Source organism: Frankia torreyi, assembly GCF_000948395.1.
GTDB classification, from domain to species: domain Bacteria; phylum Actinomycetota; class Actinomycetes; order Frankiales; family Frankiaceae; genus Frankia; species Frankia torreyi.
Map to the genome: position 1 here is coordinate 1 of NZ_JYFN01000082.1, position 25,269 is coordinate 25,269.

21 protein-coding genes and 1 pseudogene are annotated in these 25,269 nt (G+C 74.9%); 11 read left to right on the forward strand and 11 right to left on the reverse strand.

All coding sequences use genetic code 11. The features are described 5' to 3' along the window. The first annotated feature begins 132 nt into the window (after positions 1-132). Positions 133-567: an antibiotic biosynthesis monooxygenase family protein gene (locus tag FF36_RS28470; protein WP_044888293.1), complete on the forward strand. Its 435-nt coding sequence runs from the start codon at positions 133-135 to the stop codon at positions 565-567. A gap of 55 nt (positions 568-622) precedes the next feature. Here the strand turns inward: FF36_RS28470 and FF36_RS28475 are convergent, their stop codons facing one another. Together FF36_RS28475 and FF36_RS28480 are read right to left on the reverse strand one after the other, a co-directional pair. Beyond that, positions 623-1,729, reverse strand: a complete 1,107-nt coding sequence (locus tag FF36_RS28475) for a hemolysin family protein (protein ID WP_044888294.1) — start codon at positions 1,727-1,729, stop codon at positions 623-625. Continuing rightward, positions 1,726-3,141: a hemolysin family protein gene (locus FF36_RS28480; protein ID WP_044888295.1), complete on the reverse strand. Its 1,416-nt coding sequence runs from the start codon at positions 3,139-3,141 to the stop codon at positions 1,726-1,728. The genes FF36_RS28475 and FF36_RS28480 overlap by 4 nt, the downstream gene beginning before the upstream one ends. Positions 3,142-3,413: 272 nt before the next feature. Here FF36_RS28480 and FF36_RS28485 point away from each other — a divergent pair, with 272 nt between their 5' ends. Continuing rightward, entirely contained in the window at positions 3,414-4,388 is a 975-nt protein-coding gene (locus FF36_RS28485) for a ParA family protein (protein WP_044888296.1), read from the forward strand. Then, positions 4,385-4,771 (forward strand): hypothetical protein, encoded by a 387-nt coding sequence (locus tag FF36_RS28490; RefSeq protein ID WP_236706088.1) that lies wholly within the window; start codon positions 4,385-4,387, stop codon positions 4,769-4,771. The genes FF36_RS28485 and FF36_RS28490 overlap by 4 nt, the downstream gene beginning before the upstream one ends. Before the next feature lie 88 nt (positions 4,772-4,859). Here the strand turns inward: FF36_RS28490 and FF36_RS28495 are convergent, their stop codons facing one another. Next, the gene (locus FF36_RS28495) at positions 4,860-6,464 is read right to left on the reverse strand and encodes a DEAD/DEAH box helicase (RefSeq protein WP_052681549.1); all 1,605 of its coding nucleotides are present in this window, start codon (positions 6,462-6,464) and stop codon (positions 4,860-4,862) included. Between the two features lie 413 nt (positions 6,465-6,877). On the opposite strand from FF36_RS28495, the gene FF36_RS28500 reads away from it, so the two are divergent. Continuing rightward, entirely contained in the window at positions 6,878-7,570 is a 693-nt protein-coding gene (locus FF36_RS28500; protein WP_044888298.1) for a ferritin-like fold-containing protein, read from the forward strand. A 100-nt stretch (positions 7,571-7,670) separates the two neighbouring features. Here FF36_RS28500 and FF36_RS28505 read toward each other — a convergent pair whose 3' ends face one another. The 3 genes from FF36_RS28505 to FF36_RS28515 form a co-directional block, all read right to left on the reverse strand. Continuing rightward, positions 7,671-7,895 carry a DUF3107 domain-containing protein gene (locus FF36_RS28505; protein ID WP_044888299.1) on the reverse strand — a complete coding sequence of 75 codons (225 nt, stop codon included), beginning with the start codon at positions 7,893-7,895 and terminating at the stop codon, positions 7,671-7,673. Positions 7,896-8,030: 135 nt separating this feature from the next. After that, positions 8,031-8,708, reverse strand: a complete 678-nt coding sequence (locus tag FF36_RS28510; RefSeq protein WP_044888300.1) for a TetR/AcrR family transcriptional regulator — start codon at positions 8,706-8,708, stop codon at positions 8,031-8,033. Positions 8,709-8,887: 179 nt separating this feature from the next. Next, positions 8,888-9,088, reverse strand: a complete 201-nt coding sequence (locus FF36_RS28515; protein ID WP_044888301.1) for a hypothetical protein — start codon at positions 9,086-9,088, stop codon at positions 8,888-8,890. A gap of 477 nt (positions 9,089-9,565) precedes the next feature. On the opposite strand from FF36_RS28515, the gene ku reads away from it, so the two are divergent. Next, positions 9,566-10,735 carry a non-homologous end joining protein Ku gene (gene ku / locus FF36_RS28520; RefSeq protein ID WP_044888302.1) on the forward strand — a complete coding sequence of 390 codons (1,170 nt, stop codon included), beginning with the start codon at positions 9,566-9,568 and terminating at the stop codon, positions 10,733-10,735. 89 nt (positions 10,736-10,824) lie between these two features. Here ku and FF36_RS28525 read toward each other — a convergent pair whose 3' ends face one another. Continuing rightward, the gene (locus FF36_RS28525) at positions 10,825-11,028 is read right to left on the reverse strand and encodes a CsbD family protein (RefSeq protein ID WP_044888312.1); all 204 of its coding nucleotides are present in this window, start codon (positions 11,026-11,028) and stop codon (positions 10,825-10,827) included. A 205-nt stretch (positions 11,029-11,233) separates the two neighbouring features. Here FF36_RS28525 and moeZ point away from each other — a divergent pair, with 205 nt between their 5' ends. Beyond that, positions 11,234-12,406: an adenylyltransferase/sulfurtransferase MoeZ gene (gene moeZ / locus FF36_RS28530; RefSeq protein ID WP_044888303.1), complete on the forward strand. Its 1,173-nt coding sequence runs from the start codon at positions 11,234-11,236 to the stop codon at positions 12,404-12,406. Between the two features lie 98 nt (positions 12,407-12,504). Further along, positions 12,505-12,930 carry an MGMT family protein gene (locus FF36_RS28535; protein WP_044888304.1) on the forward strand — a complete coding sequence of 142 codons (426 nt, stop codon included), beginning with the start codon at positions 12,505-12,507 and terminating at the stop codon, positions 12,928-12,930. On the opposite strand, the gene FF36_RS28540 is transcribed toward FF36_RS28535, so the two are convergent. After that, positions 12,897-13,616: an SDR family NAD(P)-dependent oxidoreductase gene (locus FF36_RS28540; protein ID WP_236706085.1), complete on the reverse strand. Its 720-nt coding sequence runs from the start codon at positions 13,614-13,616 to the stop codon at positions 12,897-12,899. The two genes, FF36_RS28535 and FF36_RS28540, sit on opposite strands and share 34 nt — an antisense overlap. Before the next feature lie 104 nt (positions 13,617-13,720). Here FF36_RS28540 and FF36_RS39450 point away from each other — a divergent pair. The 3 genes and pseudogenes from FF36_RS39450 to FF36_RS28550 form a co-directional block, all read left to right on the forward strand. Further along, positions 13,721-13,976 (forward strand): UvrD-helicase domain-containing protein (locus tag FF36_RS39450; protein WP_242422960.1); only part of this gene is annotated, 256 nt, incomplete at its 3' end. 1 nt (position 13,977) lies between these two features. Next, a pseudogene (locus FF36_RS28545) lies at positions 13,978-17,131 on the forward strand (ATP-dependent helicase); the annotation flags it as partial. Beyond that, complete coding sequence (locus tag FF36_RS28550; protein ID WP_052681551.1) at positions 17,128-20,625, forward strand: ATP-dependent helicase; 3,498 nt, start codon at positions 17,128-17,130, stop codon at positions 20,623-20,625. The pseudogene FF36_RS28545 and the gene FF36_RS28550, both read left to right, overlap by 4 nt. Here the strand turns inward: FF36_RS28550 and FF36_RS28555 are convergent. The 3 genes from FF36_RS28555 to FF36_RS28565 all read right to left on the reverse strand — a co-directional run bounded on the left by FF36_RS28555 (position 20,616) and on the right by FF36_RS28565 (position 24,515). Next, a complete protein-coding gene (locus FF36_RS28555; RefSeq protein ID WP_044888307.1) occupies positions 20,616-21,863 on the reverse strand; it encodes a MerR family transcriptional regulator in 1,248 nt (415 codons plus the stop codon). The genes FF36_RS28550 and FF36_RS28555 overlap by 10 nt on opposite strands. Positions 21,864-22,032: 169 nt before the next feature. Continuing rightward, entirely contained in the window at positions 22,033-22,824 is a 792-nt protein-coding gene (locus FF36_RS28560) for an endonuclease/exonuclease/phosphatase family protein (RefSeq protein ID WP_044888308.1), read from the reverse strand. 110 nt (positions 22,825-22,934) lie between these two features. Continuing rightward, complete coding sequence (locus FF36_RS28565) at positions 22,935-24,515, reverse strand: helix-turn-helix domain-containing protein (protein WP_044888309.1); 1,581 nt, start codon at positions 24,513-24,515, stop codon at positions 22,935-22,937. Between the two features lie 100 nt (positions 24,516-24,615). Between FF36_RS28565 and FF36_RS28570 the strand changes: the two genes are divergently transcribed. Then, positions 24,616-24,987, forward strand: a complete 372-nt coding sequence (locus tag FF36_RS28570; protein WP_044888310.1) for a hypothetical protein — start codon at positions 24,616-24,618, stop codon at positions 24,985-24,987. Positions 24,988-25,269 lie beyond the last annotated feature (282 nt).

Sequence of the window (25,269 nt, forward strand, 5' to 3'; positions counted from 1 at the left end):
TGGACCGGCGCCTGCCCCACCTGCCAACGACCCTTCACCCACACACCCAACGTCACACAACACCTATCCGGAGTCACCTAACGATGTCCTACTAGTGGCGCCGCGCGGGCGCCTTCGCACTACGGTGAGGATATGAGCGTCGTCAAGATCAATGCGCTGACCGTGCCCGCCGAGATGCGGGCCGCCCTGGAATCGCGGTTTGCCGGCCGGGCCGGGATGGTCGAGCAGGCCGACGGGTTCGAGTGGTTCGAGCTGCTGCGCCCGATCGAGGGAACGGACACCTACCTCGTCTACACCCGCTGGCGTAGCGAGGAGGACTTCCAGAAGTGGCAGTCCTCGCAGGCGTTCGAGGAGGGCCACCGTCGGGCGGCCGCCGAGGCCGCGGCTGCCGCGGGCGCGCCGGCCGGGCAGGGCGCGCCGGCCGGGCACGGCGGCGGCGCTGGTCACGGTGGTGCTGGCGGTCCCGGTGGTGCCGGCGGTCACGGCGGGGCCGGAGCTCCCGCGGCGACCGGGGCCACGCTGTGGTCGTTCGAGGTGGTGCAGTCGGCGGCGCCCGGCTCCGACTGAACCCGGCTCTGACTGCCGCGCCGGGGGTGGCTGCCGCGCCGGGGCCGGCCCGTGCTCAGTCGTGGTGGCTGGCGTCGGTGACCTCGCCGACGAACTGCTCGACCACGTCCTCCATCGCGATGACGCCGACGGTCGTCCCCGCGGCGTCGACGACCCGGCCCAGGTGGCTGCCGGCACGCTGCATGCGGCGCAGCACCTGGTCCAGGGGCGTGTCCGTGGCCAGCTCCACCATCTCGTGCAGCCGCGTCGGCGCCAGTGGGGTGTCGAGGTCCCCGGGCGGGATCCCGAGGACGTCCTTGGCGTGCAGGAACCCCGCGATCTCGATGTCGTCGCCGATGGCACCCCGGCCGGAGCCGGACCCGGCGTCGCGGCCCGGGGCGGAGGTGGTCGCGGCGTCGGGCACCCGCACCGGGAACCGGGAGTAGCCGGTGCGGGCGACAACGTCCTCCAGCTCGCGGGCGGTGGTCGTCCAGGCGATCGTCACGGCCTGCGAAAGCGGGATCATCACCGCGCCCGCGTCCCGGTCGGACAGCTCCAGGGCGCTGGTAAGCCGCTCGTGCTCGGCCTGTTCGAGCAGACCCTCCTGCTTCGACTCGGCGATGATGGCCGCCAGCTCCTGCGGGGTGTAGGCGGAGGCGAGCTCGTCGCGGGGTTCGACCCGCAGCAGCCGCAGCACCCGGTTGGCGAAGGTGTTCAGCAGGAGCACGAACGGCGAGGTGGCTCGGGCGAAGGCGATCAGGGGCGGCCCGAGCCAGACCAGGGCCCGTTCGGGTCCGGCGATCGACAGGTTCTTCGGCACGATCTCGCCGAGCACCATGTGCAGCGCGGACACGATGGTCAGCGCGACGGCGAAGGCGATCGCGTGCTGCGCTGCCGCGGGGACGGCGAGCGCGTGGAGCAGATCCGTCAGCAGCCGCGCGACGGCTGGCTCGGCGACGGCGCCGAGGGCCAGCGAGCACAGCGTGATGCCGAGCTGGGTCGCGGCGAGCAGTGGGGAGAGGTGCTCCAGGGCGCCGATGACCGAGCGGGCCCGCTTGTCGCCGGCCTCGACCATGGGTTCCAACCGGTCGCGGCGCGCGGAGACGAAGGCGAACTCGGCGCCGACGAAGAACGCATTGCCGGCGATCAGCGCGAGCCCGGCGAGCATCGCGAGCAGGGTCATGATCCGCGCTCCGCCTGGGACCGCCGGGTCTGTCGGGTCTGCCGTGCCTCGGGCGTCTGCCGTGCCTCGGGCGCGCGCAGGGGCGGGGCGGACAGCCGCACCCGGTCGATGCGGTGCCGATCGACCGCCACGACCGTCAGGATGACGCCGTCGACCTCCACCTGCTCCCCGACCGCGCCGAGATGGCCCAGGCGGGCGAGCACCAGCCCGGCGATCGTCTCGTACGGCCCGTCGGGCAGCCGAACGCCGGTCGCGTCGACCGCCTCGTCGGGTCGCAGTAGCCCGGACAGCAGCCAGGAGCGCGGCCCGTCGGGCACCACGCCGGGGGTGCTCGGCAGGTCGTGCTCGTCCGACACCTCGCCGACCAGCTCCTCGACGAGGTCCTCCAGGGTGACGATCCCGGCGTTCCCGCCGTACTCGTCGATGACGGCGGCGAGCTGCAGCCCGTGCCGGCGCAGCCGGGAGAGCAGCGCGTCGCAGCCCAGCGAGGCGGGCACGAGCAGCGGCGGAACCATGATCTCGCGCACGCTCACCGCGGCGCGGCGCGCGGCCGGGATCCTGAAGACGTCCTTGACGTGCACGACCCCGACCACGCCGTCGACATCCCCGGCCCGGTCCCCGTCGGCGCGCTCTCCCTCGGCCCGTCCCCGCACCGGGAACCGGGAATGACCGGACTGCTGCGCCACCTGAAGCAGATCGGCGACGTGCATGTCGGCGTCGGCCCAGACGGTCCGGACCCGCGGGGTCATCACGTCGGCGGCGTGGCGGTCACCGAAGCGCAGCGACCGCCGCAGCAGCGCGGCCGTCGTGGTCGGCAGGGTGCCCTGGCGGGCGGAGGCCCGCACGATCGAGCCGAGCTCGGCGGGGGACCGCCCGGCGTGCATCTCGTCCTGGGGCTCCACCCCCAGGGCGCGCAGGATCGCATTGGCGACCCCGTTGAGCAGCCTGATGAGCGGACCACATACCCGGGAGAACCCGACCTGCGGCCAGGAAACGGCCCGGCCCACCCGCAGCGGCTCGCTGATCGCCCAGTTCTTCGGCACCAGCTCGCCGAAGACCATCTGGCTCACGGTCGCGACGAACAGGGCGAGGACGAGTGCGAGCACCGAGCTTGGCGTGTCCGGCAGGCCGACGGCGTGCAGCGCCGGATGGATGAGGGCGGCCAGCGCCGGCTCGGCGAGGTAGCCGACGGCCAGCGAGGTCACCGTGATGCCGAGCTGCGCGCCGGAGAGCTGGAACGACAGCGAGCGCACGGCCGCCGACAGGGCCTGGGACCGCCGATCGCCGACACGGGCGGCCTGCTCCGCCTGATGCGGCTCGACCGCGACGAGGGCGAACTCCGCCGCCACGAACAGCGCGTTGGCGGCGATCAGCACCACGACGATCGCGAGATAGACGATCGCCTGGATCACCCGGCGCCGCCGATCCCGGCGGGCATGGTCACCGTCGCATCACGTCCGTCATCGAGGAGGGAAATCGCGGGAAGGGACCGCTGATGCTGCGCTACCCGGCGGCGCCTGTCCGCACACCGTGGCAGGGCCACGGTACGTCCGCGTCCCACCTGGGCGGCGCTCGGCGGGCGGGCGTCCGGTCTGTGGCGGTTGGCGCGCGGGCGGCGAGGCGCGTCGAGGTTTCGGGACGCCAAGTGTTGTGACCACACGATTACGCATCCACACTGATCGGTGTGGCACACGTACTTGCGGTAGCGAATCAGAAGGGTGGCGTCGCCAAGACGACCTCCGTGTCCAGCCTCGGCGCCGCGCTGAGCGAGCTGGGTTACCGGGTCCTGCTGGTGGATCTCGACCCACAGGCGTGCCTGACCTTCTCCCTCGGCCTGGATCCCGACGCCCTCGAGCTGTCCGTGCACGACGTGCTCCTCGGTCGGCTCTCCGCGGGCATCGTGATCACCAGGACCTCCGACGGCATGGACCTGCTGCCCGCGACGATCGAGCTGGCCGGCTGCGAGGCGGTGCTGCTGTCGCGCACCGGCCGCGAGCACGCGTTGCGGCTCGCCCTCGCCGAGGTGATCGACGCCTACGACTTCGTGCTTGTCGACTGCCCACCGTCGCTGGGCGTGCTCACCATCAACGGGCTCACCGCCGCCGACGAGGTGATCGTGCCGCTGCAGTGCGAGACGCTGTCGCACCGCGGTGTCGGCCAGCTCCTCGACACGGTGCACGACGTGCAGCGGCTGACGAATCCGGGCCTCGGAGTCCGCGGCGTCCTGCCGACCCTGTTCGACGGGCGGACGGCGCACTGCCGAGCCGTGCTCGCCGACGTCTCCGCGCGGTACGACATCGCCGTGCTCACGCCGCCGATCGCCCGCTCCGTGCGGTTCGCCGAGGCGCCGGGCACAGGCCGGTCGATCCTGTCGACGGCGCGGCGTTCCAAGGGCGCCGAGGCCTATCGGGCGCATGCCCGGGCCATCGCCGAGGCGGTCGGAACCGGGCCGCTCAAGGCCGGGCCGATCAAGGCCGGGCCGATCGAGGCTGGGCCTCCTGAGCCGGTGCCGCTCGAAGCGGTGCCGCTCGAGCCGGTGCGCCTCGAAGCGGGGGCGCTCGAAGCGGCGCCGCTCGAAGCGGCGCCGCTCGAAGCGGGGGCGCTCGAAGCGGTTCGGGGCGGACAGGTACCGGTCGGGGTCAACGGAGCCCGGGGGTGAGTGCGGGGCCGAGCGGCCCGGCACGGTCGCCGCGCGCCCAGCAGCGCGCCTCCGCCGGGTTCGACCGGCTGCGCCCGCGCGGTTCCCGACCACCGGTGGTGACGCCAACCCCGTCGGGCCCGGCGGTGGGACGGGACGCGCACGGCAAGCGCGCGCTGTACAGCGGGCTGCGGCCGACGACCCCGCCGAACACGAGCCTGCGCGTCGAGTGTTCCCGCTGCGGGCAGACGAGCCTGCTCGGCGCGTGGCAGGCGCTGCGGGCTCTCACCCCCAGCGTCCACCTGCCGCTGGTACACCCGCGGCATCCCTCGTTGCTGCGCTGCCCGACCTGCCGGCGGGTGAGCTGGGTGCGGCTCGGGCTGCATCTGCGGCCGGCGGGCTGAGCGGCTCCCGCGGGGGAGTCCCAACGCCGGGCCAGGGGGCCACGCGGGCCGGCGTTTGGACGGGGACGAGCGGTGGCGGTCCGTCCGATCAGGCGGATTCGGCCCGCGGAGACTCGTCATCGAGCGCGCCGATCGAGCTGATCGCGTCGCCGTCGGCCTCCGTGAGCTCGGTGGCCGTGCCGGAGCCGCGCCCACGGTTGCCGCGACGGCGACGGCGACGGCGGACCGGCTCGCCACCCGCCTCCGAGGACAGCGCCGAGACGACGTGCGCGGTGTCGTCGGTGTCGTCGGTGTCGTCGGAGATGACGACGTCCAGGTCCAGGTCCGGTGCCGTGCCGGCCGGGTCGTCCTGCTCGCTACCGTCGGCGGCGATGGTCAGGCCGGTCGCGGCGGCTGCGGCGCCACCACCGCGGGTGCGGCGACGGGTGCGGGTGCGGGCCGGCACCGGCGGGTTGTCCGCCTGGGGCGTCTCACGCCCGGAACGCGCCCCGCGGCGCCCACCACGACGGGACTCGCCGAGGTCCTCGAGGTCCTCCGCGTCGAGCCCGGCGCGGGTGCGCGCGGCGTGCGGGAGGGTGCCCTTGGCCTCCGTCGGGATGCCGAGCGCCTCGTACAGGTGCGGCGAGGTGGAGTAGGTCTCGAGCGGGCCCTCGAACGGCAGCGCGAGCGCCTTGTTCACCAGCGTCCACCGGGGCAGGTCGTCCCAGTCGACGAACGTGACGGCGACGCCGCTCTCGCCGGCGCGGCCGGTGCGGCCGATCCGGTGCAGGTAGACGTTCTCGTCCTCGGGGCACTGGTAGTTCACCACGTGGGTGACGCCGCTGATGTCGATGCCACGGGCGGCAACGTCGGTGGCGACGAGGACGTCGACCTTGCCGGCCCGGAACGCGCGCAGCGCCTGCTCGCGCTGGCCCTGCCCGAGGTCGCCGTGCACGGCGGCGGCGGCGAACCCGCGCTTGTCCAGGTCTTCGGCGACCTTGTCCGCGGTGCGGCGGGTGCGCACGAACACCATCGCGAGCCCGCGGCCACCCGCCTGCAGGACGCGGGCGAGCACCTCCATCTTGTCCAGCGCGTGGGCGCGGAAGACGTGCTGGTGCGTGGTCGGCACCGTGCGCGTCTCGTCCGGCTGCTCGGCGCGGACATGCACCGGCCGCTGCATGAAGCGGCGGGCCAGCGAGATGACCGGGCCGGGCATGGTCGCGGAGAACAGCATGGTCTGCCGGCTGGTCGGGAGCTGCGCCATGATGCGCTCGACGTCGGGCAGGAAGCCAAGGTCGAGCATCTCGTCGGCCTCGTCGAGCACCAGCGTGCGCACGGCGGCGAGGTCGAGCACCCGCTGGCGGGCGAGGTCGAGCAGCCGGCCCGGCGTCCCGACGACGATGTCGACACCGGCGCGCAGCGCGGTGAGCTGCGGCTCGTAGGCGCGCCCGCCGTACACGGACAACACCCGAAGGCCGCGGCCCGCGCCGGCGCGGGTGACGTCGGACGTCACCTGGACGCACAGTTCCCGGGTCGGCACGACGATGAGGGCCTGCGGCCGCCCGTCGGCGCCCTCCTTCGCCGCCAGCACCGTCTGGACGACGGGGATGCCGAAGGCGAGGGTCTTGCCGGTGCCGGTGCGGGCCTGACCGATGATGTCGTTGCGGGCCAGGGCGAGCGGAAGCGTCAGCTCCTGGATGGGGAAAGCGTGCACAATGCCTGCTTCGGTCAGCGCCTCGACCGTCTCGGGGCGAACCCCGAGGTCGGCGAAGGTGGGCGCGGCCGGCGTTGCGGGCGTGTCGGTCAGGGGTTGGGAAGTGGGTAGATCATCCGAGGGTGCTGCGGCTGTGACGGACAGCGGGACGCTCCTGGTCTTCTCTGAGCGGTGTCTACGCTGAACCCGCTCGCGGTGAGCCGCGCGGCGCCCGCGACCCGAAGTCCGTGTGCCCCGGCGCCATAGGTGGCTACTCTGGGTGCACAGGTGACGAGGCGACGCCTGCTACGCGACAGCCGAGGTGACATAACGACCTCTGGCTACGGCCTAGCATAGCTGGTGTGTACGCCGAGTGGGGGCTCCTTGGCCGAGGTTTGCCGACAGCGACGGCGGCAGGTGCCAGAATCGCGCCTGTGACACAGACATCCTTCCCGCCGACCGACGCGTCCGGGCCGGACCTGGCGGGCCAGCCGGACCAGGCGACCGTCGACCTGCTGGGCCTGCTCGCCTACGGCGAGCTGACCGCCTTCGAGCGGCTGGCCACCGACGCGCGGATGTCCCCGACTCTCGGTGACAAGATCGCCCTCGCGGCCATGGCTGCCGCCGAGTTCTCCCACTTTCAGGCCATCTGCGGGGAACTGGATCGGCTCGGCGTCGACCGCGAGCACGCGATGGCGCCGTTCATCGGCCCGCTGACCGCGTTCCACAACTCGACCGCCCCGGCCGACTGGTTGGAGAGCCTGGTCAAGGCATACGTGGGCGACAACATCGCGGCCGACTTCTACCGCGAGATCGCCACGCGACTGCCCTCGCCGTCGCGGGAACTTGTGCTGAATGTGCTCGACGACACCGGCCACGCCGCGTTCGCGATCGACCGGGTGCGGGCGGCCATCGAGGCCAACCCGACGGTCGCCGGCCGCCTTGCGCTGTGGGCCCGCCGGTTGGTCGGCGAGGCGCTCACCCAGGCGCAGCGGGTGGGGGTCGACCGGGACGCGCTGACCGGCCTGCTGGTCGGGGTCGGCGACCTGGACGCGCTGGCGGCGATCTTCAACCGCCTCATGGCCGCGCACGGCCGCCGGATGGCGGCGCTGGGCCTGTCCGCCTGACAGTACGCCTGTCTGCCTGACAGCTTGTCTGCCTGATCGCCCGCCGGGCGTGCCGGGCGGACAGGCCGCACGGCACGCCGAGCTCGCGATCAGGCTTCGATCAACCGCCGAAACCCACGCGCCGCGGCCCGCCGGCGGCGATCTCCACGTAGGCCAGGGACGCGACCGGAACCACCACCTGCCGACCCTTGTCGTCGGTGAGGGTCAGCACGCCGTTGTCGGCCTTGACCGCCTCTCCCACCAACGCGGCGAGGGCCTCCGCCGACTGGTCGCTCTCCAGCACCAGCTCCCGGCTGACCTGCCGCACGCCGATCTTGACCTCCACCGATGACCTCCGCCTTCGTCGGACCTACCGCCGGCGGACACCCGCCGCCGAGGTTGGATCACCGCCCACACTATGGCTTCCGGGACTTCTCCACCGGGACGGGAACGGCGTGTTCGCTCCCGGCACACCCGGCGCTCACCGGTCCGACCGAGGCTCCTCGTGCGCGGGCCTGGAGTCGGGCGGGTCAGTGCGGGGGTACCCGCCGATGCCGCGCCAGGCCAGCTCCACCATCGACTCGATGGCCCGCTCCTTCGCCACGGTGCCGCCGCGGACCAGCCACCACCGGGAGGCCGTCTCGGCGAGCCCCACCAGCCCGACGGCGAGCAGGTCGGCCTCGTCCTGGGTCAGCCCGGTGTCGGCGACGATGGTCGCCGCGATGGAACGCACGCACTGGGCGAACGCGGTCTCGATGCGCTGGCGCACCGCGGGCACGCTGCGCAGGTCGGACTCCAGCACGAGCTGGTGGGCGCCCGACGGGTCGTTGACGAAGTCGAAGTACGCGCGCACCGAGCGCGCAATGCGCGCGTGGTTGTCGGTGGTCGACGCGAGCGCCTCCTGCACGCTCGTGACGAGCTGGGTGGTGTGCTCGTCGAGCAGCGCGAGGTACAGCTCCAGCTTGCCCGGGAAGTGCTGGTAGAGCACCGGCTTGCTGACGCCCGCGCGCTCGGCGATCTCGTCCATCGCGGCGGCGTGGTAGCCCTGGGCGACGAAGACCTCGCGGGCGGCTCCGAGGAGCTGGAAGCGGCGGGCGGTGCGGGGTAGCCGGGGAGTGCGTCCCGGGCGCGTGCCGGGCGAGGCTGGCTCGGCGGTCACCGGCGCACCTCCTGGTCGATGTGGTCAAACCCTACCCGCGGACACCGACGCGGCGGGCGGCACCGGAACGCGATCACCGGGCCCCGAGGCCGGCCCACTGTCGCACAGCGGGCCGGCCGGACGTCCGGTGTGGCGAAGGCTGGACCGCGGGTCAGCGGTACGGGGTCAGCGGTACGGGGTCAGCGGTAGTAGTCGTCCTCGTCGGTCTCGACGACGATGCTCTGCTCGACGACGTCGAACTCGTCGGCCTCACTCGGCGGCGCGGGGGGCACCGGCGGTGCGCCCGTCGGCGGGCGGACCTCCCGGGCCTGCTCGGCCGCGTCGGCGTCCGGCGCCTCCAGGGGAAGGCCGGAGGCCGGCAGATCGGTGGGAACTCCCATGGGTACGTCCTCCTGCGCTCGTCGGGGTGGCGGCCCGCCGCGGCGGGTGCCGGATTCGGTCCGCAACCCGGGCCGGGTCCGGACCGCGATGTGCCCGGGATCGGGCGGTCTCACGCGGAACCATCCGACCCGCCCGGTCGGGCCGATCGTCCGTCGCCGGACGGGTCCGTGCGCAGGGGGCGAACGGGTCCCCGTGCTCGGCGACCCGTCGCGGCACCTCGTCCGCGGTGAAGGCCAGATCCTCGGGGCGCCAGCAGTCGCGCATGTCCGCCCGAACCCACTGTCCCGGGCACGCCCCCCTCACCCCTTCCGGCCGGTGCCGACGGCGGCGACCCGGCGTCGGCCGCGCGGTGTCCCGCTGGCGATCCGTCGTGCCCACGGTCGCGTCTGCTGATAACTTCGGGCGTTTCCCTCATCTGGCTTACTCGTGGGCGTCCAGTGGGTCACCATGGTGGGTAGTCGACGTGAGGGGCGAACATGCGTTCGATCTGGAAGGGTGTGATCTCCTTCGGCCTGGTGTCGATCCCGGTCCGGCTCTACTCCGCGACGCAGGAGCGGGATGTCGCATTTCACCAGGTCAGGCGCTCGGATGGCTCCCGCGTGCGGTATCGCCGGGTGGCGGAGGCCGACGGGGACGAGGTCAACTACGCCGACATCGCCAAGGGCTACGAGCTGCCGGACGGCCAGACCGTCGTGCTCACCGACGAGGACTTCGCGAACCTGCCGTTGTCCACCTCCCGGGCGATCGACGTGCTGGAGTTCGTCCCGCTGGAGCAGGTCGACCCGATCTACTTCGCCAAGAGCTACTACATCGAACCGGACCGCACCGGCGCGAAGCCCTACGTCCTGTTGCGCGACGCGCTCGCCGAATCGGGCCGCGTCGCGCTGGTGAAGATAGCTCTGCGTCAGCGCGAGCAGCTCGCGACGCTCCGGGTGCGCGACGGCGTCTTCGTCCTGGAGACGATGATCTGGCCGGACGAGGTGCGCGAGCCGGACTTCCCGTTCCTGGACGAGGACGTCGAGGTGCGCCCGCAGGAGCTGGCGATGGCCGCCTCGCTGATCGCCACCCTCGCCGCCGACTTCGACCCCACCCGGTTCACCGACCAGTACCGGGAGGCGCTGCAGTCGGTGATCGACGCCAAGATCGCCGGCCGTGCGGTGGTCAGCCCGCCCGCCAGCCCGCAGCAGGAGCCGGTCGGGGACCTGATGGCCACGCTGCGTGCGAGTATCGCCGCGGCCCGCCGGGACCACCCGGACGGTGCCGGCGCCGAGGAGCCCTCCGCCGCCGAGCCTGCCGAGGAGAAGGTCCCGCCGAGGGCGAGGAGCGCGGCGCCGAAGGCTGCGTCGGCGAGGACCACGGCCGTCGAGGCCACGCCTGCCAAGGCCACCGCAGCCAAGGCGGCGCCAGCCAAGGCCACGCCAGCCAAGGCTTCCCCCGCTGAGGCCACGCCTGCCAAGGCACAGCCTGCCAAGGCGGCGCCGTCCAAGGGCACAGCCGTCAGGGGCGCGTCCGTTAAGGGCACGTCGGTCAGGAGCACGTCGGTCAAGGGCGCGTCCGCCCATGGTGATGGTGCGGCTGCCAAGGGGGCCGCGAAGTCGAAGGCGACGCCCCCACGCGGCGCCGCGCCCACCCGGCGCTCGGCCTGATCGGGCCGAGTGGGCCTCTGCCGGGTGGGCCTCTGCGGGGCCAGCAGGGGCGCTTCTGATGGGACGAAGGGGACTTCTGCGGCCCTGCGCTAGCGCCGGAAGGTGTCCTTGGCCTTCTCGCCGGTGTCGCGCAGGTCGGCGACTCCGCGCTCGCCCCTGCCCTCGGCCCGCAGGTCACGGTTGTCGGTGGCCTTCCCGGCCGTCTCCTTGCCCCGTCCTCGCAGCTCGTCCACCTTGTTCCTGACCTTGTCAACGAAGGACACCGCACTCAACTCCCCACGGGGTGTGGTCATCAGGTCATCGTCGGTGTACCCCGGGGGGTCCGGGGAACACGCCGGGGGTGCCGGACGCTGCACCGAAGGGAGTCGTTCCGGGCGAGGTCCGCGGGCCGAAGCGGCGGTGGGCGCACGCGGATCCGGCGCGGGATGACTCATTCCCGACGAGGCCGCGCGCCGTTGTGGCATCGTCGAAGAACGACACCGAACGCGAGGAGCAAGCGTGTCCCTTCCGCCCCTGGTCGACCCCGCCGAGGGCCTGACCGTCGACGAGGTTCGCCGGTACTCCAGGCATCTGATCATCCCGGATGTCGCCATGGACGGCCAGAAGCGGCTGAAGAACGCCAGGGTGCTGGCGGTCGGCGCCGGCGGACTCGGCTCGCCGACCCTGATGTACCTGGCGGCCGCGGGCGTCGGAACGCTCGGCATCGTGGAGTTCGACACCGTCGACGAGTCGAATCTGCAGCGCCAGATCATCCATGGCCAGTCCGACATCGGCCGGTCGAAGGCCGAGTCGGCGCGGGACTCGGTCCTGAACATCAACCCGTACGTCAATGTGGTCCTGCACGAGACCCGGCTGGACACCTCCAACGTGATGGAGATCTTCAGCCAGTACGACCTCATCGTCGACGGGACCGACAACTTCGCCACCCGGTACCTGGTCAACGACGCGGCCGTCCTGCTCGGCAAGCCGTACGTCTGGGGCTCCATCTACCGGTTCGACGGCCAGGCCAGCGTCTTCTGGGCGGATCACGGTCCGTGTTACCGCTGCCTCTACCCGGAGCCCCCGCCCCCCGGGATGGTCCCGTCCTGCGCCGAGGGCGGCGTGCTCGGCGTGCTGTGCGCGTCGATCGCGTCCATCCAGACCACCGAGGCGATCAAGCTGCTGACCGGGATCGGCGACCCGCTGGTCGGCCGGCTGATGGTCTACGACGCCCTCGAGATGACCTACCGGTCGATCAAGGTCCGCAAGGATCCGGAATGCCCGCTCTGCGGGAAGAACCCGACGATCACCGAGCTGATCGACTACGAGGCGTTCTGTGGCGTCGTCTCCGAGGAGGCCCAGCTCGCGGCCGCCGGCTCCACGATCACCGCGAGCGAGCTCAAGGGCTGGCTGGACGGCGGCGAGCCGATCGAGCTGGTCGACGTCCGCGAGCCGGCCGAGTGGGAGATCGTCCGGATCCCCGGCGCCCGGCTGATCCCGAAGGGCGACCTGCCGGCCCACCTGGCCGAGCTGCCCCAGGACCGGCGCGTGGTCGTCTACTGCAAGTCCGGGGTGCGCTCCGCCGAGGCGCTCGCGACGCTCAAGGGCGCCGGGTTCTCCTCGGCCGTGCACGTCCAGGGCGGCGTGACGGCCTGGGCCACCCAGGTCGACAAGTCCCTGCCGGTCTACTGAGTCGTGGGCTGGTCCGTCACCGGCGTGGGCCGGCCCGCGGGGATGGCCGGATTCGCAGGGCCGGCCAGGTTGTCGTGGCCCGAGCATCGCCGGTCGTGATGAGCCGGCCCCGCGCCCGGCGCGACGCGCCGCCGGCAAGCCTGTCCGCCGGGCTCGGCACTCGGCTCCGCCTCGGCGGGGCCGAGCCGAGCCCGCACGCGGTCGAGGTGCTCGACGCGGTCGCCCGGATCCCCCCGGGCAAGGTGATGACGTACGGCGACGTCGCCGAGTACGTCGGTGCGGGCACCGGCCGGACCGTCGGCGCGGCGCTCTCCCGCTACGCGGACGACGACCTGCCGTGGCACCGGGTCATCCGGGCGAGCGGCGAACCGAATCCGGCCGCGCCGGCCGAGGCGCTGCGCCGGCTCGCCGCCGACCGCACCCCGCTGTCGGCCGACGGCGAGCGGGTCGACCTCGCCGCCGCCCGCTGGGACGGCCGCCCGGCCGCTGATCAGCGGGCGGACAGGCCGCCGTCGGCGAGATAGACGCTGCCGGTCACCAGCGACGCCCGGTCGGACAGTAGGAACACAGCCACCTCGGCGACCTCCTCGGCGGTGCCGAGCCGGTTGATCGGCGCCAGCAGCGCCGCGCCGCGCTGGCGGCGCCCGTCGACGTGCAGCAGCGGCGTGTCGATGAAGCCGGGCGCGACCGCGTTGACCCGGATCCGCCGCGTCGCGTACTCCAGGGCCGCGGTCTTGGTCAGCCCGATCACGCCGTGCTTCGCGGCGACGTACGGCGCGGACCCGGCGAAGCCGACCGTGCCGAACACCGAGGCCATGTTGACGATCGAGCCGCCGTCGCCGCCGTGCAGCATCGCCGTGATCTCGGCGCGCATGCTGTAGAAGACCCCGGACAGGTTGACGTCGAGCACCCGCTGCCAGTCCTCGGCGGGAGTGGTCCCGACCGGCTCGCGCCCGGCGGTGACGCCGGCGTTGTTCACCGCCAGATCGAGTCGCCCGAAGGTGCCGACGGCGGCCTGCACCGCCCGTTCGAGCGCGTCCGGATCGGTGACGTCGGCTTCCAGCGCGATCGCCGCCCCGCCGTCCCGTTCGATCTGCGCCGCCACCTCCTTGACGCCGTCCGGGTGGCGATCCGTGACGACAACCTGGGCGCCCGCGCTCGCCAGCCGGCGGGCGCAGGCGGCGCCGATGCCGGATCCCGCCCCGGTCACAAGAGCGACCTTCCCGCTTAATTCGGTCATGACCGATGACAGTGCCACGCGCCGGCCCGCCCGTGCACGCGACCTCACCCCGGCCCACCCCCGCGCGGCGTGGCATGGTCGGGAGCCGCTGCGAGGCTGTCGGACCCGCATGGTGTGCTGTCGGGGTGGTTGCCGCACCTGCCCCCGCCGCGCCCGCCGGCCACCGGCTCGTCCCGACGCCGGTCGCGCCGCCGCGCCCGTTCGTCGCCGACGCGGCGCAGCGCCGGGTCATCGAGCACCCGGGCGGCCCGCTGCTGGTGCTCGCCGGCCCCGGAACGGGCAAGACGGCCACGCTGGTAGAGGCGGTCGCCGCCCGGATCGAGGCCGGGGNGGACCCGCGGTCGATCCTGGTCCTCACCTTCAGCCGCCGGGCCGCGGGCGAGCTGCGCGAGCGGATCACCGCCCGGTTGGGCCCCGGTGGCTCCGGTGGCGCCGAGGCCGGTGGCGGGGGCGGCCCGGGGGTGTGGACCTTCCACGCCTGGTGCCTGGCGCTGCTGCGAGCGCACGATCGGCCGGCGCCGCAGGGGGGGTTCCGGCTGCTGTCGGGCCCGGAGCGGGACAGCCGGCTTCGGGAGCTCATCGAGGGCTCGCGTGAGGACGGCCATCCCGTCTGGCCGCCGCAGCTCGCCCGCGCCCTGGGCACCCGCGGCTTCACCGAGGAGGTGCGGGCACTGCTGGCGCGGGCCCGCGAGGTCGGTCTGGAGCCCGTGGGCCTGGCCCAGCTCGCCCGGCGCACCGACCGGCCGGACTGGGCCGCCCTCGCCGAGTTCTACCAGATGTACCTCGACGTGTTCGGCTTCGAAGGCGCGCTCGACTACGCCGACCTGGTGCACCGGGCCGTCGTCGTCGCCGAGGGCGCCGAGGCGGGTGAGGCGCTGCGCGCCCGCTACCAGCACGTCTTCGTCGACGAGTACCAGGACACCGACCCGGCGCAGGAGCGGCTGCTGCGCGCGGTCGCCGGTGGCGGGCGTGACCTGGTCGTGTTCGGCGATCCCGACCAGTCCATCTATGCCTTCCGGGGGGCGGAGGTCGCCGGCCTGCTCGACTTCCCCCAGCGATTCGGCGCGCCGGGACGCGGCGCCGGCGCGCCGATCGTCGCGCTGCGCACCGGTCGGCGGATGGCGCCCGCCCCGCTGCAGGCGAGCCGGCACGTGGCCCGGCGGATCCCGGCCGCCGGGCTCCCGGTGGCCGAGATCCGGGCGCACCGCGACCTGATCGGGCGCACCGATCTCGGCGCGGGCCGGGTCCAGGCCCGGACCTACCAGAGTGCCGGCGCGGAGGCGGAGGCCGTCGCCGACCTGCTGCGCCGCGAGCACCTGGAGAACGCCACCCCCTGGCCCGCGATGGCGGTCCTCGTCCGCACCGCGGACCGGATCGCCCGGCTGCGCCGGGTGCTGACCGCCGCGGGCGTGCCGGTCAGCGTCGACGGCGACGACCTGCCCGTCGCGCAGGAACCGGCCGCGGCGCTGCTGCTGCTGGCGTTGCGCTGTGCGGACGATCCCACCGGGGCGCTCACCGTCGATGCCGCCCGTACCCTGCTCACCTCCCCGCTCGGCGGGGCGGACCCGGCGGGCCTGCGCGAGCTGGGCCGCGCGCTGCGTGCCTTCGATCGCGATGCCGGCGCCGGGCAGCCCGCCGCGTCGGCCGAGCTGGTCCGCGAGGCCGTCGCCGAGCCGGACCGCTGGCTGGTGCGCGTCGCCGACCCGGTCGCCCGGCCCGCCCGCCGGGTCGGCGACCTGCTCGTGGTGGCCCGCCGGGCGCTGCGGGAGCCGGCCGGCTCGCCCGAGCAGGCGCTGTGGGCGCTGTGGTCCGCCAGCGGCTGGCAGCAGGAGCTGGTGGCGGCGTCGGCGGCCGGCGGGGCGGCGGGGCGCGCGGCCGACCGCGACCTCGACGCGGTGGTGGCCCTGTTCGACGCCGTCGCCCGCCTCGCCCAGCGGCGCGGCACCGGCGCCGCCTCGCTGGTCGACGAGCTGGGCCGCCAGCAGATCGCCGCCGACGCCATCGCGCCGGTGGGGGAGGACGCCCGCCGCCGCGGCGTGCGGCTGCTGACCGCGCACCGCGCCAAGGGCCTGGAGTGGGACGTCGTCGCCGTCTGCGGGGTCCAGGACGGGATCTGGCCGGACCTGCGGGAGCGGCATTCGCTGCTCGGTGCGGAACAGCTCGACGCGCCCGCCCGCGGTGGCCTGCGCCCGCCGCTGACTCGCCAGGATCTGCTCGCCGACGAGCGCCGACTGTTCTACGTCGCGCTCACCCGGGCCCGGCGGCGCCTGCTGGTCACCGCCGTCAACAGCCCGGACGACGACGGCAGCCTGCCCAGCCGGCTGCTCGACGAGCTCGGGGTCGCCGTCGAGAACGTCCCCGGCCGCCCGACCCGGCCGTTGACCCTCGTCGGCCTCGTCGCGACGCTGCGCCGGCTGGCGACCGAGCCGACGTCCAGCCCGGCCCTGCGCGCCGCCGCCCGCCGCCGCCTCGCCGCCCTCGCCGCCGCCCGCGACGATGCCCACCGCCCGCTCGTCCCCGCCGCGCACCCGACCACCTGGTGGGGTCTGCTCGACGTGACCGACTCCGACGTGCCGGTCGTCGCGCCGGGCGCGCCCCTGCGGCTGTCCGGTTCGTCACTGTCGAGCATCGGCACCTGCTCGTTGCGGTGGTTCCTGGAGCACGAGGCGCACGCGGTCACCGTCGCCTCCACCGCGCAGGGCTTCGGCAAGGTGGTGCACGCCCTCGCCGACGAGGTCACCACCGGGCGCACCCCGGCGGACCTCGCCGCCCTCGACGCCCGGCTCGACACCGTCTGGCGGCATCTCGACTACGAGGCCCGCTGGCGCAGCGACCAGGAGCGGGCCGCCGCCCGGGAGGCGCTGGCCCGTTTCCTGGCCTGGCACGCCGGCGAGCGCGGGCGCCGGGTCATCGACGCGGAGGTCCGGTTCACCTGCCGGCTCCAGGTCGCGGGGCGCGAGGTGATGCTGCGCGGATTCATCGACCGGCTGGAGCTCGACGACGCCGGCCGGGTGCACGTCATCGACTTCAAGACCGGCCGCAGCGCGCCCGGCCGCGCCGAGCTCGCCACCCACCCCCAGCTCGGCAGCTACCAGCTCGCCGTGCGGACTGGCGCCCTCGATGCGGCGATCGCCGCGGCCAGTCCCGCTGCCGGTCGCCCCGGCGCTGTCGATCCGGCCGCTGTCGATCCGGCCGTGGCGGATCCCGCGGTGCCCGGCGGCGCCGAGCTCGTCCAGCTTCGCCGCGACGCCGGGGGCGCCGGCGTCGGGCCCCGCCTGCCCGGCGAGGCGCCCGGCCCGCCCGAGGTCCAGGCGCAGGAGGCGCTGCCCGCCGAGGGACCCACCTGGATGGACGATGTCCTCGGTGAGGCGGTGCGCACCATCGACGCGGAGGCGTTCCGGCCGACCCCGGGCGAGCACTGCACGATGTGCACGTTCCAGACGAGCTGCCCCGCTCGACCCGAGGGACGGCAGGTGATCGAGTGAACGCGGCCGGATCCGGTCATCCTCGTCCACCGGGTGGCCGGGGCCACCTGGGAGCCGGCGGGACGGCGTCCCGGCAGCCGTTCCTGCCCGGGTTCGGCGGCGATCCCGGCGGCGACGCCGACGGCACTCCCGCCGGTCCCCGGCTCGACCCGGCGGACCTGCGCGATCTGCTCGAGGTCCCGTACACCGACGAGCAGATCGCCGCCGCGACCGCCCCCCTGGAGCCGGGAGTGATCGTCGCCGGCGCCGGCTCCGGGAAGACCTCGGTGATGGCGGCCCGGGTGGTCTGGCTCGTCGCGACCCGCCAGGTGCGCGCGGAGCAGGTGCTCGGGTTGACCTTCACCACCAAGGCGGCCGGGGAACTGGCCGGCCGGGTGCGCCTGGCGCTGCGCAAGGCGGGCGCCGCCGACCCCGGCGGCTGGTCGGGCGCGCCCGGATCGGCTGGCGACGCCGAGGTGGACGGCGAGCCCACCGTCGCCACCTACCACGCCTTCGCCGGGCGACTCGTCGTCGACAACGCGCTGCGCCTCGGCCTCGAACCGGACATCCAGCTGCTGTCCGGGGCGGCGCGCTACCAGCTCGCCGCGCGGGTGGCCCGCGCCTACGGCGGCCCGGTGCAGGCGCTGACCCGGTCGCTGGGCGCCGTCGTCGGCGAGCTGGTCGCGCTCGACGCGGAGATGAGCGAGCACCTCATCGACCCGGCGAAGCTCGTCGCGTTCGACACCGCCTTCCTCGAGGAGGTGCTGGCCGCCTTGGACGCCGCCGGCGGTCGGCGGGGCACCAAGGGCGTACAGGAGCGGCTGCGCCGGTTCGCGGCCGCCGCCCGGGGGCGCTCGGAGCTCGCCGCGCTCGTGGCCGACTACCGGGCCGCCCGCCGCGAGCGGGACGTGCTGGACTTCGGCGACCAGGTCACCTACGCGGCCCGCCTCGCCGAGACGATGCCGGAGGTCGGCCGCGCCGAGCGGGCCCGGGCCGCCGTCGTCCTGCTCGACGAGTACCAGGACACCTCGGTGGCCCAGCGCCGCATGCTCACCGGCCTGTTCGGCGGCGGCCACCCGGTCACCGCCGTCGGCGACCCGTGCCAGGCGATCTACGGCTGGCGTGGGGCGTCGGTGGCGAACCTCGACCACTTCCCGACCCACTTCCCGCGTGCCGACGGCCGGCCGGCCGGCGTCTACGAGCTGTCGGTGAACCAGCGCAGCGGTGGCCGGCTGCTCGACCTCGCCAACACGGTGGCGGCCCAGTTGCGCGCGCGCCACCGGGTCGTCGAGCTGCGCCCGCGGGCAGACGTCGCCGACCGTGGCGAGACGGTCGTGGCCCTGCACGCGAGCTGGGCCGACGAGGTGGCCTGGATCGCCGGCCGGCTGCGCGCGGTGGTCGACGCGGGCACCGGTCCCGGCGACATCGCCGTCCTCGTCCGAGCCCGCGGGGACATCCCGCCGCTGCTGACCGCGTTGCAGGCCGTCGGGCTGCCGGTCGAGGTCGTCGGGCTGACCGGCCTGCTCACCGTGCCGGAGGTCGCCGAGATCGTGGCGGTGCTGGAGGTCCTCGACGCGCCCACGGCGAACGCCGCGCTCGTCCGCCTGCTCACCGGCCCGCGGGTGCGCCTCGGCGCCCGCGACCTCGCCGCGCTCGGCCGCCACGCCCGCGAGGTCGTCCGCCCCCCCGCGCCGGGCGCCCATGCCCAGCCCGCCGCCGACCTGAGCCGCGCCCAAGGAGTGCCCGCTGCCCGCCCCGGCGACGCCGCAGCCGCCGGCTCGCCGCCCGCCGACGTCGAGCCCGACCCGCCGGGGCGGGCCGATCCGCTGGCCGCCGCGGTGGCCGACGTCGACCCGGCGGACGTGGTCGCCCTCTCCGACGTCCTCGACGATCCCGGCCCGGAGATGTCCGCCGAGGGCCGTCTGCGGGTGCGCCGGCTGGCCGCCGAGATCGCCGAGCTGCGCGCCCACGTCGGCGAGGGCCTGCTCGACCTGCTGCACCGCGTCGTCGCCACGATCGGGCTGGACGTGGAGCTCACCGCCACCGAGGCGGCCGTGCGCGCCCGCCGCCAGGAGAACGTCGCGGCCTTCCTCGACGTCGCCGCCGACTTCACCGACCCGGATGGGACGACCTCCCTGCACGCCTTCCTCGGCTTCCTGCGGGCTGCCCGGGAGCACGAGCGGGGCCTCGACGTCACCGGCCCGTCCGGGGCGGACGCGATCGCCCTGATGACGATGCACCGCTCCAAGGGCCTGGAATGGGAGGTCGTCGCCGTGCCGAACCTCAGCGAGCGGGTCTTCCCCGACGTCACCGTCCGGGATCAGTGGACGACCTCGCCCGGCGTGCTGCCCGTGCCGCTGCGCGGCGACGCCGCGGACCTGCCCGCCTTCGAGGTCTCCGACCAGAAGGCGGACCTCGACGCCTTCACGGCCGAGGTCCGCGCCTACGCCGAGCGGGAAGAGCGCCGGCTCGCCTACGTCGCGGTGACCCGGGCGAAGTCGCTGCTGTTCGCCAGCGGGCACTGGTGGGGGCCGGCGCAGAAGCGCCCGCGCGGAGCGTCGGTCTTCCTGACGGAGCTCGCCGAGCACGCCCGCGGCGGCGGCGGGCGGGTCGACGCCTGGGCCCCGCGGCCCGAGGAGAAGTCGAACCCGGCGCTGGCCATCCCACGCCAGTTCGCCTGGCCGATCCCCTACGAACCCGAGCCGTTCGCCCGCCGCGTCGAGGCGGCCCGCGACGTCCTCGCCCGGCTCGCCGCGGCGCTCACCCCGCCCCCGCTCGGGGCGGGCGTCCCGGCGGACCCGGCGGACCCGGCGGACTCGGCCGGCGCCGAGCCGCCCGGGCTCACCGCGGCCGAGCGGGCGCTGCTGGCCGAGCTCGACCGCGAGTCGGAGCTGCTGCTCGCCGAGGAGCGGGCCGCCCGCGTCCCGCAGCTCGACGTACCGATGCCGGCGAACCTCACCGCGTCCGAGATCGTCCGGCTTCAGGCCGATCCGGCGGCGTTCGCCCGGGAGCTCGTCCGCCCGCTGCCGCGTCAGCCGGTCGCGGCGGCCCGCCGCGGCAGTCGCTTCCACGCCTGGGTGGAGGAACTGTTCGACCACCGGGCGCTGATCGACGCCGAGGACCTGCCCGGTGCTCAGGACGCCGAGCTCACCGACGACGACCTGCGCTCGCTGCAGGAGGCGTTCCTGCGGACCCCGTACGGCTCGCGCCGGCCCGCCGCGATCGAGGAGGCCTTCGAGCTCCCTCTCGCCGGGCGGATCGTGCGCGGCCGCATCGACGCCGTCTACGACCTCGGCGGCGGCCGATGGGAGGTTGTCGACTGGAAGACCGGCCAGTCGCCCGCCGACGACCTCCAGCTCGCCGTCTACCGGCTGGCCTGGGCCCGGTTGCGCGGCGTCGACCCGAGCGCCGTCGACGCCGCCTTCCTCTATGTCCGCACCGGGGCCGTCGTCCGTCCGCCCCTGGTCACCGAGGACGAACTCGCTGCGCTGCTCGTCGCCCCCGATCACGGATAGGCGCGCGCCCTGCCCGCGGACGCGGCCTCGGCGCCCTCGCCGGTCGGGATGACGTCGGCCACCACGCAACTGACGTTGTCCGCGCCGCCGGAGCCGTTCGCCAGGGCGACGAGCTCGCGGACCGCCTGCTCCGGCTCGGTCGCCGTCACCAGCACCCGGCGCACCTCCGCCGCCGGCACCGCACCGGACAGTCCGTCGGAGCACAGCAGGTAACGGTCGCCACGGCGCACCTCGCGCAGCCCGATGTCGGGGAAGGTCGCCGCGCTGCCGTCCAGCGCGCGCAGCAGGAGCAGCCGCTGCGGGTGGGTCGCCGCCTCCTCCGGGCGAAGGCGCCCGTCCTCGACCATCGACCGGACGAACGTGTGGTCGTGGGTGATCTGCCGCAGCTCACCGCCGCGCAGCAGGTAGGCCCGCGAGTCGCCGATGTGGACGAGCGCCAGGGCCGAGCCGGTCCACAGCAGGGCGGTCAGCGTCGTCCCGACCGCGTGCGCTGCCGCGTCGGCGTCGGCATCGGGGCTGGGGCTGGGGCCGGGGACGGCGTCGGGGCCGGGGCCGGGGCCGACAAGCTCCCGGACGGCCCGGTTCGCCCGCGCGACCGCGTCGGCGAGGAAGCCGAGCAGCTCCCCGGGCGGCACGGGGGTGGCCTCCAGTCGGGCCACGGCGTCGACGGCTGCCGCACCGGCCGCGGCGCCGCCGGCACCGAAGCCGTCCGCGACGGCGAGCACGGTGGAGCCGGCGTGCACCGCATCCTGGTTGCTCGGCCGGACGAGGCCCCGGTCCGTCAACGCGGCGTGTCGCAGTGTCAGCAGGGCGCCGGGAAGAGCGGCGGATGCGGGTGTGGCGGGTGCGGGGGTCGCGGTTGTGGCTGCGGTCGGGGTGAACGGGTGCGGGTCGGACATGTCGACAGCCCTTCGAGACAGGTGTTCGACGAGGACGGCGGCCAGGTCGCGGCGGGCGGCGGTGTCGGCCTCGGTCTCGGCCCAGAACACGCCCACCTCGCGGGCCGCGGCGGGCCCGTCGAGTTCGTGGACCCGCCGGATGCGCGCGAGCGGCATCCCGAGCCGGCGCAACCAGGCCACCAGCCGGGCCTGTTCGAGCTGCTCCGGCGCGTAGCGGCGGTAGCCCGTCACTGCGTCGACCTGCCGCGGACGGAGCAACCCGAGCTCGTCGTAGAGCCGAAGCGCCTTCGGGGACAATCGGCTCAGCCGGGCGAACTCCCCGATCGTCAGCAGAGCCATCGCTACCGCCTCCTCGGCCCAGGGCCTTCCTCGGCCCAGGGCCTTCCTCGGCCCAGGGCCTTCCTCGGCCCAGGGCCTTCCTCGTACCGGGCACGGCGCCCGGCTGCGGCCATGCTTCGGCCTGCCCATGGGGCAAGGTCAACCGTCGGCGCGATCGCAGCGGGCCGAGTCAGACCGGCTGGTCGCTCAGATCGACGAGCAGGGCCCGGTGATCGGAGATCTCCGCGCGCCGGCACAGGACGGCGGTGACGTCGCCCACCGGCCCGCGGGCCAGCACGTGATCGAGCTGGACGCGGGGGGCGTGCGCGGGATAGGTCGGGGTGACCGCCAGCCGTCGCCAGCGGGTCAGCGCCGCCGGCAGGCGTCCCGGCAGATTGAGATCCCCGAGCACGATCAGGGGACCGTCGAGGTCGGCGAGGCGCCGGGACAGCCGCAGCAACTGCAGCGCGTTCCACCCCGGCACGAACGACAGATGCGTGGTGACGACGGTGAGCGGTCCGCCGGGCGCGTCGATCCGGGCGGCGAGGGCGACCCGCGGCTCGTCGTCCAGCAGGATGAGGCGTCCCGGTCCTTTCGGGCCACCCGGAATCGCGATGGGGGAGCGGACAGGGGCCCGGCCGAGGCCGATCACCCGCCACTCGTGGACCGGCAGCAGGCTGATCAGTGCGATGCCGTACGCCGGCTCGCCGGAGCCGCGGGCTCCCTGCGCGGGCCGCCAGCCGGCCCCCGGCGTACCGAATACGGTCGGGGCGAACCGCCAGTTCCCATCGGCGGCACCGACCGCCGCCGCCGCCTCGGCGGCCAGGTCGATCCCGCCGGATCGAGGCTGGTCGAGATCGACCTCCTGCAGACCGAGCACGTCCGCGCCCAGCCCGGCGACGGCGGCGGCGAAACGGTGCGGTTCGACCCGCCCGTCGGGGAGGGACAGGCCGTGCATCACGTTGAAGGAGCCCAGCCGCACGCCTGGACCGTACCGGATCGGACGGTCCCGGACTCCCCTGGCGGCGCGGTGGCGCCGGGCGCGGGAGCGCGGTGGCGCCGGGCCTCGCCGCCGGCAGTGCGCGCCCGGTGTCAGCGCCTGGCCGTGGCGCCCGCCGAGGGGTCCGACCGGCTCGGCTCGGCCAGCCCGTCCCCATCGTCCGGACCACCCGTCCGGCCTGCGCCGCCCGCCCCGGCCCCACCGTTCGAACCGGCTCCACCGCTCGGACCGGGCGTCGATTCGACGCGGGTGGCGGTGGCGCCGGCGCGCAGCACCAGCTCCAGGTCAAAGCGGACGTCGGGATCCTCCAGGCACGGCCCGAACAGTTCGCGGAGCTGGTTGACCCGGTACCGGACGGTCTGCGGGTGGATGTGCAGCCGTTCGGCGATCAGCCCGCGCTGCCCCCGCAGCGACAGCCAGTGCAGCAGGGTCTCGGCCAGCCGTTCCCGGGTCCGGCTCGGCAGGCCGTCGAGGGGAGCGAGCAGCCGGGTCGCCAGATCCGTCACGAGACCCGGGTCGCGGGCGAGCACCAGCGCGCTGAGGTGCTCGTCGGTGAACAGCGGGTCGGCGGCGCCCGCGGCGGCGAGCCGGCCGGCGCTGCGGGCGTCGCGGGCGAAGCGGGCCCGGGCGGCGCTCGCCTTGGCCTGGCCCCAGGGCACCGCCGGTCCCACCACCGCGGCCAGGCCCGCCAGCCGCTTCGCCAGGGCCGCCCGCGCCGGACCGCGTTCCGCCGAGCCCACGAACAGCCAGGTGTCCTGGCCCTGCACGGCCCGTGGGCAGTCCGCGGGCAGCATGAACGGCTCGGCGCGGCCGAGCGCGGGCGCCGCCGGCGCGGACTCGGCCCGGGCGGGCACCGCCGGGATGAACCCGCCCGGGACGAAACCACCCGGGACGGATCCGGCTGGGACGGATCCGCCAGGGACAAGTCCGGCTGTGACGAACCCGCCCGAACCGAACCCACCCGCAACGGATCCGGCTGGGACGAATTCGGCCGGGACGGGCCCAGTCACCAGGAGCCCCGCCGGGACGGACGCGGTCGGCTCGCGCCCGGCCGCCGGCTGCGGATCGGGCCGGGCCGGGATCAGGACCGCGGCCAGCCGGCGGGGCAGCCGCACGCTGGCCGCGTCGGCGACCTGGGCGACGGCGTCCGCGGGAGCGCCGGTGAGCAGCATCTCGCCGATGCGGTCGAGTAGCCGCTCCCGCTCGCCGCCCGCCGCGAACTGCTCGGCGGCGTAGCCCTCGGCGGAGGCCGCGGAGATCCCGTCGATGTAGGCGAACATCATCTCGGCCAGGGACACCAGGCCCGCCGCGTCGACGCCGCCGTGGCGCACCGCGGCCTCCCCGAAGCGCCGCCAGGACACCCGGGCGCCGACTCGGTAGGCGCTGAGGAGGTTGTCCAGCGACCGCCCGGAGTGGACCTCGCCCCGGCCGAGCCGGACGTACACCTCGCGGCTGGCGGCGAGGTCCGGGGCGCAGTGCGGGCCGGCCTCGACCACGGTGAGGAAGCGGTGCAGGGCCTCGGCGACCCCGCGGCGCACGCCGCGACCGAACCGGCCCTCCAACGGGCGGGCGTAGGCGGGCACCTCGCGGGCGATCGCCGCCATGATCTCCTCGCCCAGCGAGTCAACTTCCGCGGCGAGGCTCTCGGGTAGACCGGCCGGAAACTGTCCCATGGGGATAGTTTGCCGATTGGTGGTCGCCATTTCCCGCACCTCGTCACCCGAGCCGGGTCGCTCGTGGTCGTCGATCGTCCCCAGCCGGCAGAATCGGCCCGTGGACGCTCTGACCGGCATCATCAGCGCTCTGATTACTGGCGTGATCATAGGGTTGCTGGGGCGGGCCGTCGTTCCCCGGTCCCGGCGTGCCCCCATCGGCTGTGTGATGACCATCCTGCTGGGTCTGCTCGGCGCGGCCCTCGGGCTGGTGGTGGCCGCGGCGATCGACGCCGGTGCCCCGGTGACCCTGCTCCTGCAGGTCGCGATCGCCGCCACGCTGGTCTTTCTGGTCTCCGCGGCCGGCGCGCCCGGCCGGGCGGCGGGTTCGGCCGCCCGGCGCCGCGGCGACCCGGGCCGCGACCGCGGAGCCTCGCGGTCGGGCGGTCGGCGCCGCGCGCGCGATCGCCGGGGCGCGGCGCGAGGGTGGTGAGCGCCGGGCGGCGAACGGCCCGGTCGGCGCCCGGCGTGGCCGCACAGCCGCTCGTGGGCCGCCGGCCGGGTGCCCGGATGCGGGCCTCCGTAGGTGGGACCGCCCGGCACCGGCGGCGTACCCCGGCCCGCGTGGGCTTCGACGATCGCCTCACCCCGCCGTCGCGCGCCTCGGAATGCGCCGGCGGAGACTCTGCTGCTTAATTCGGCTGGGTGTCGTGGGTGCGGCATGATCTCCTCTGCGGTCCGGGTCGCCTCCCGGGCCGGGGGAGGTGGGGGACAT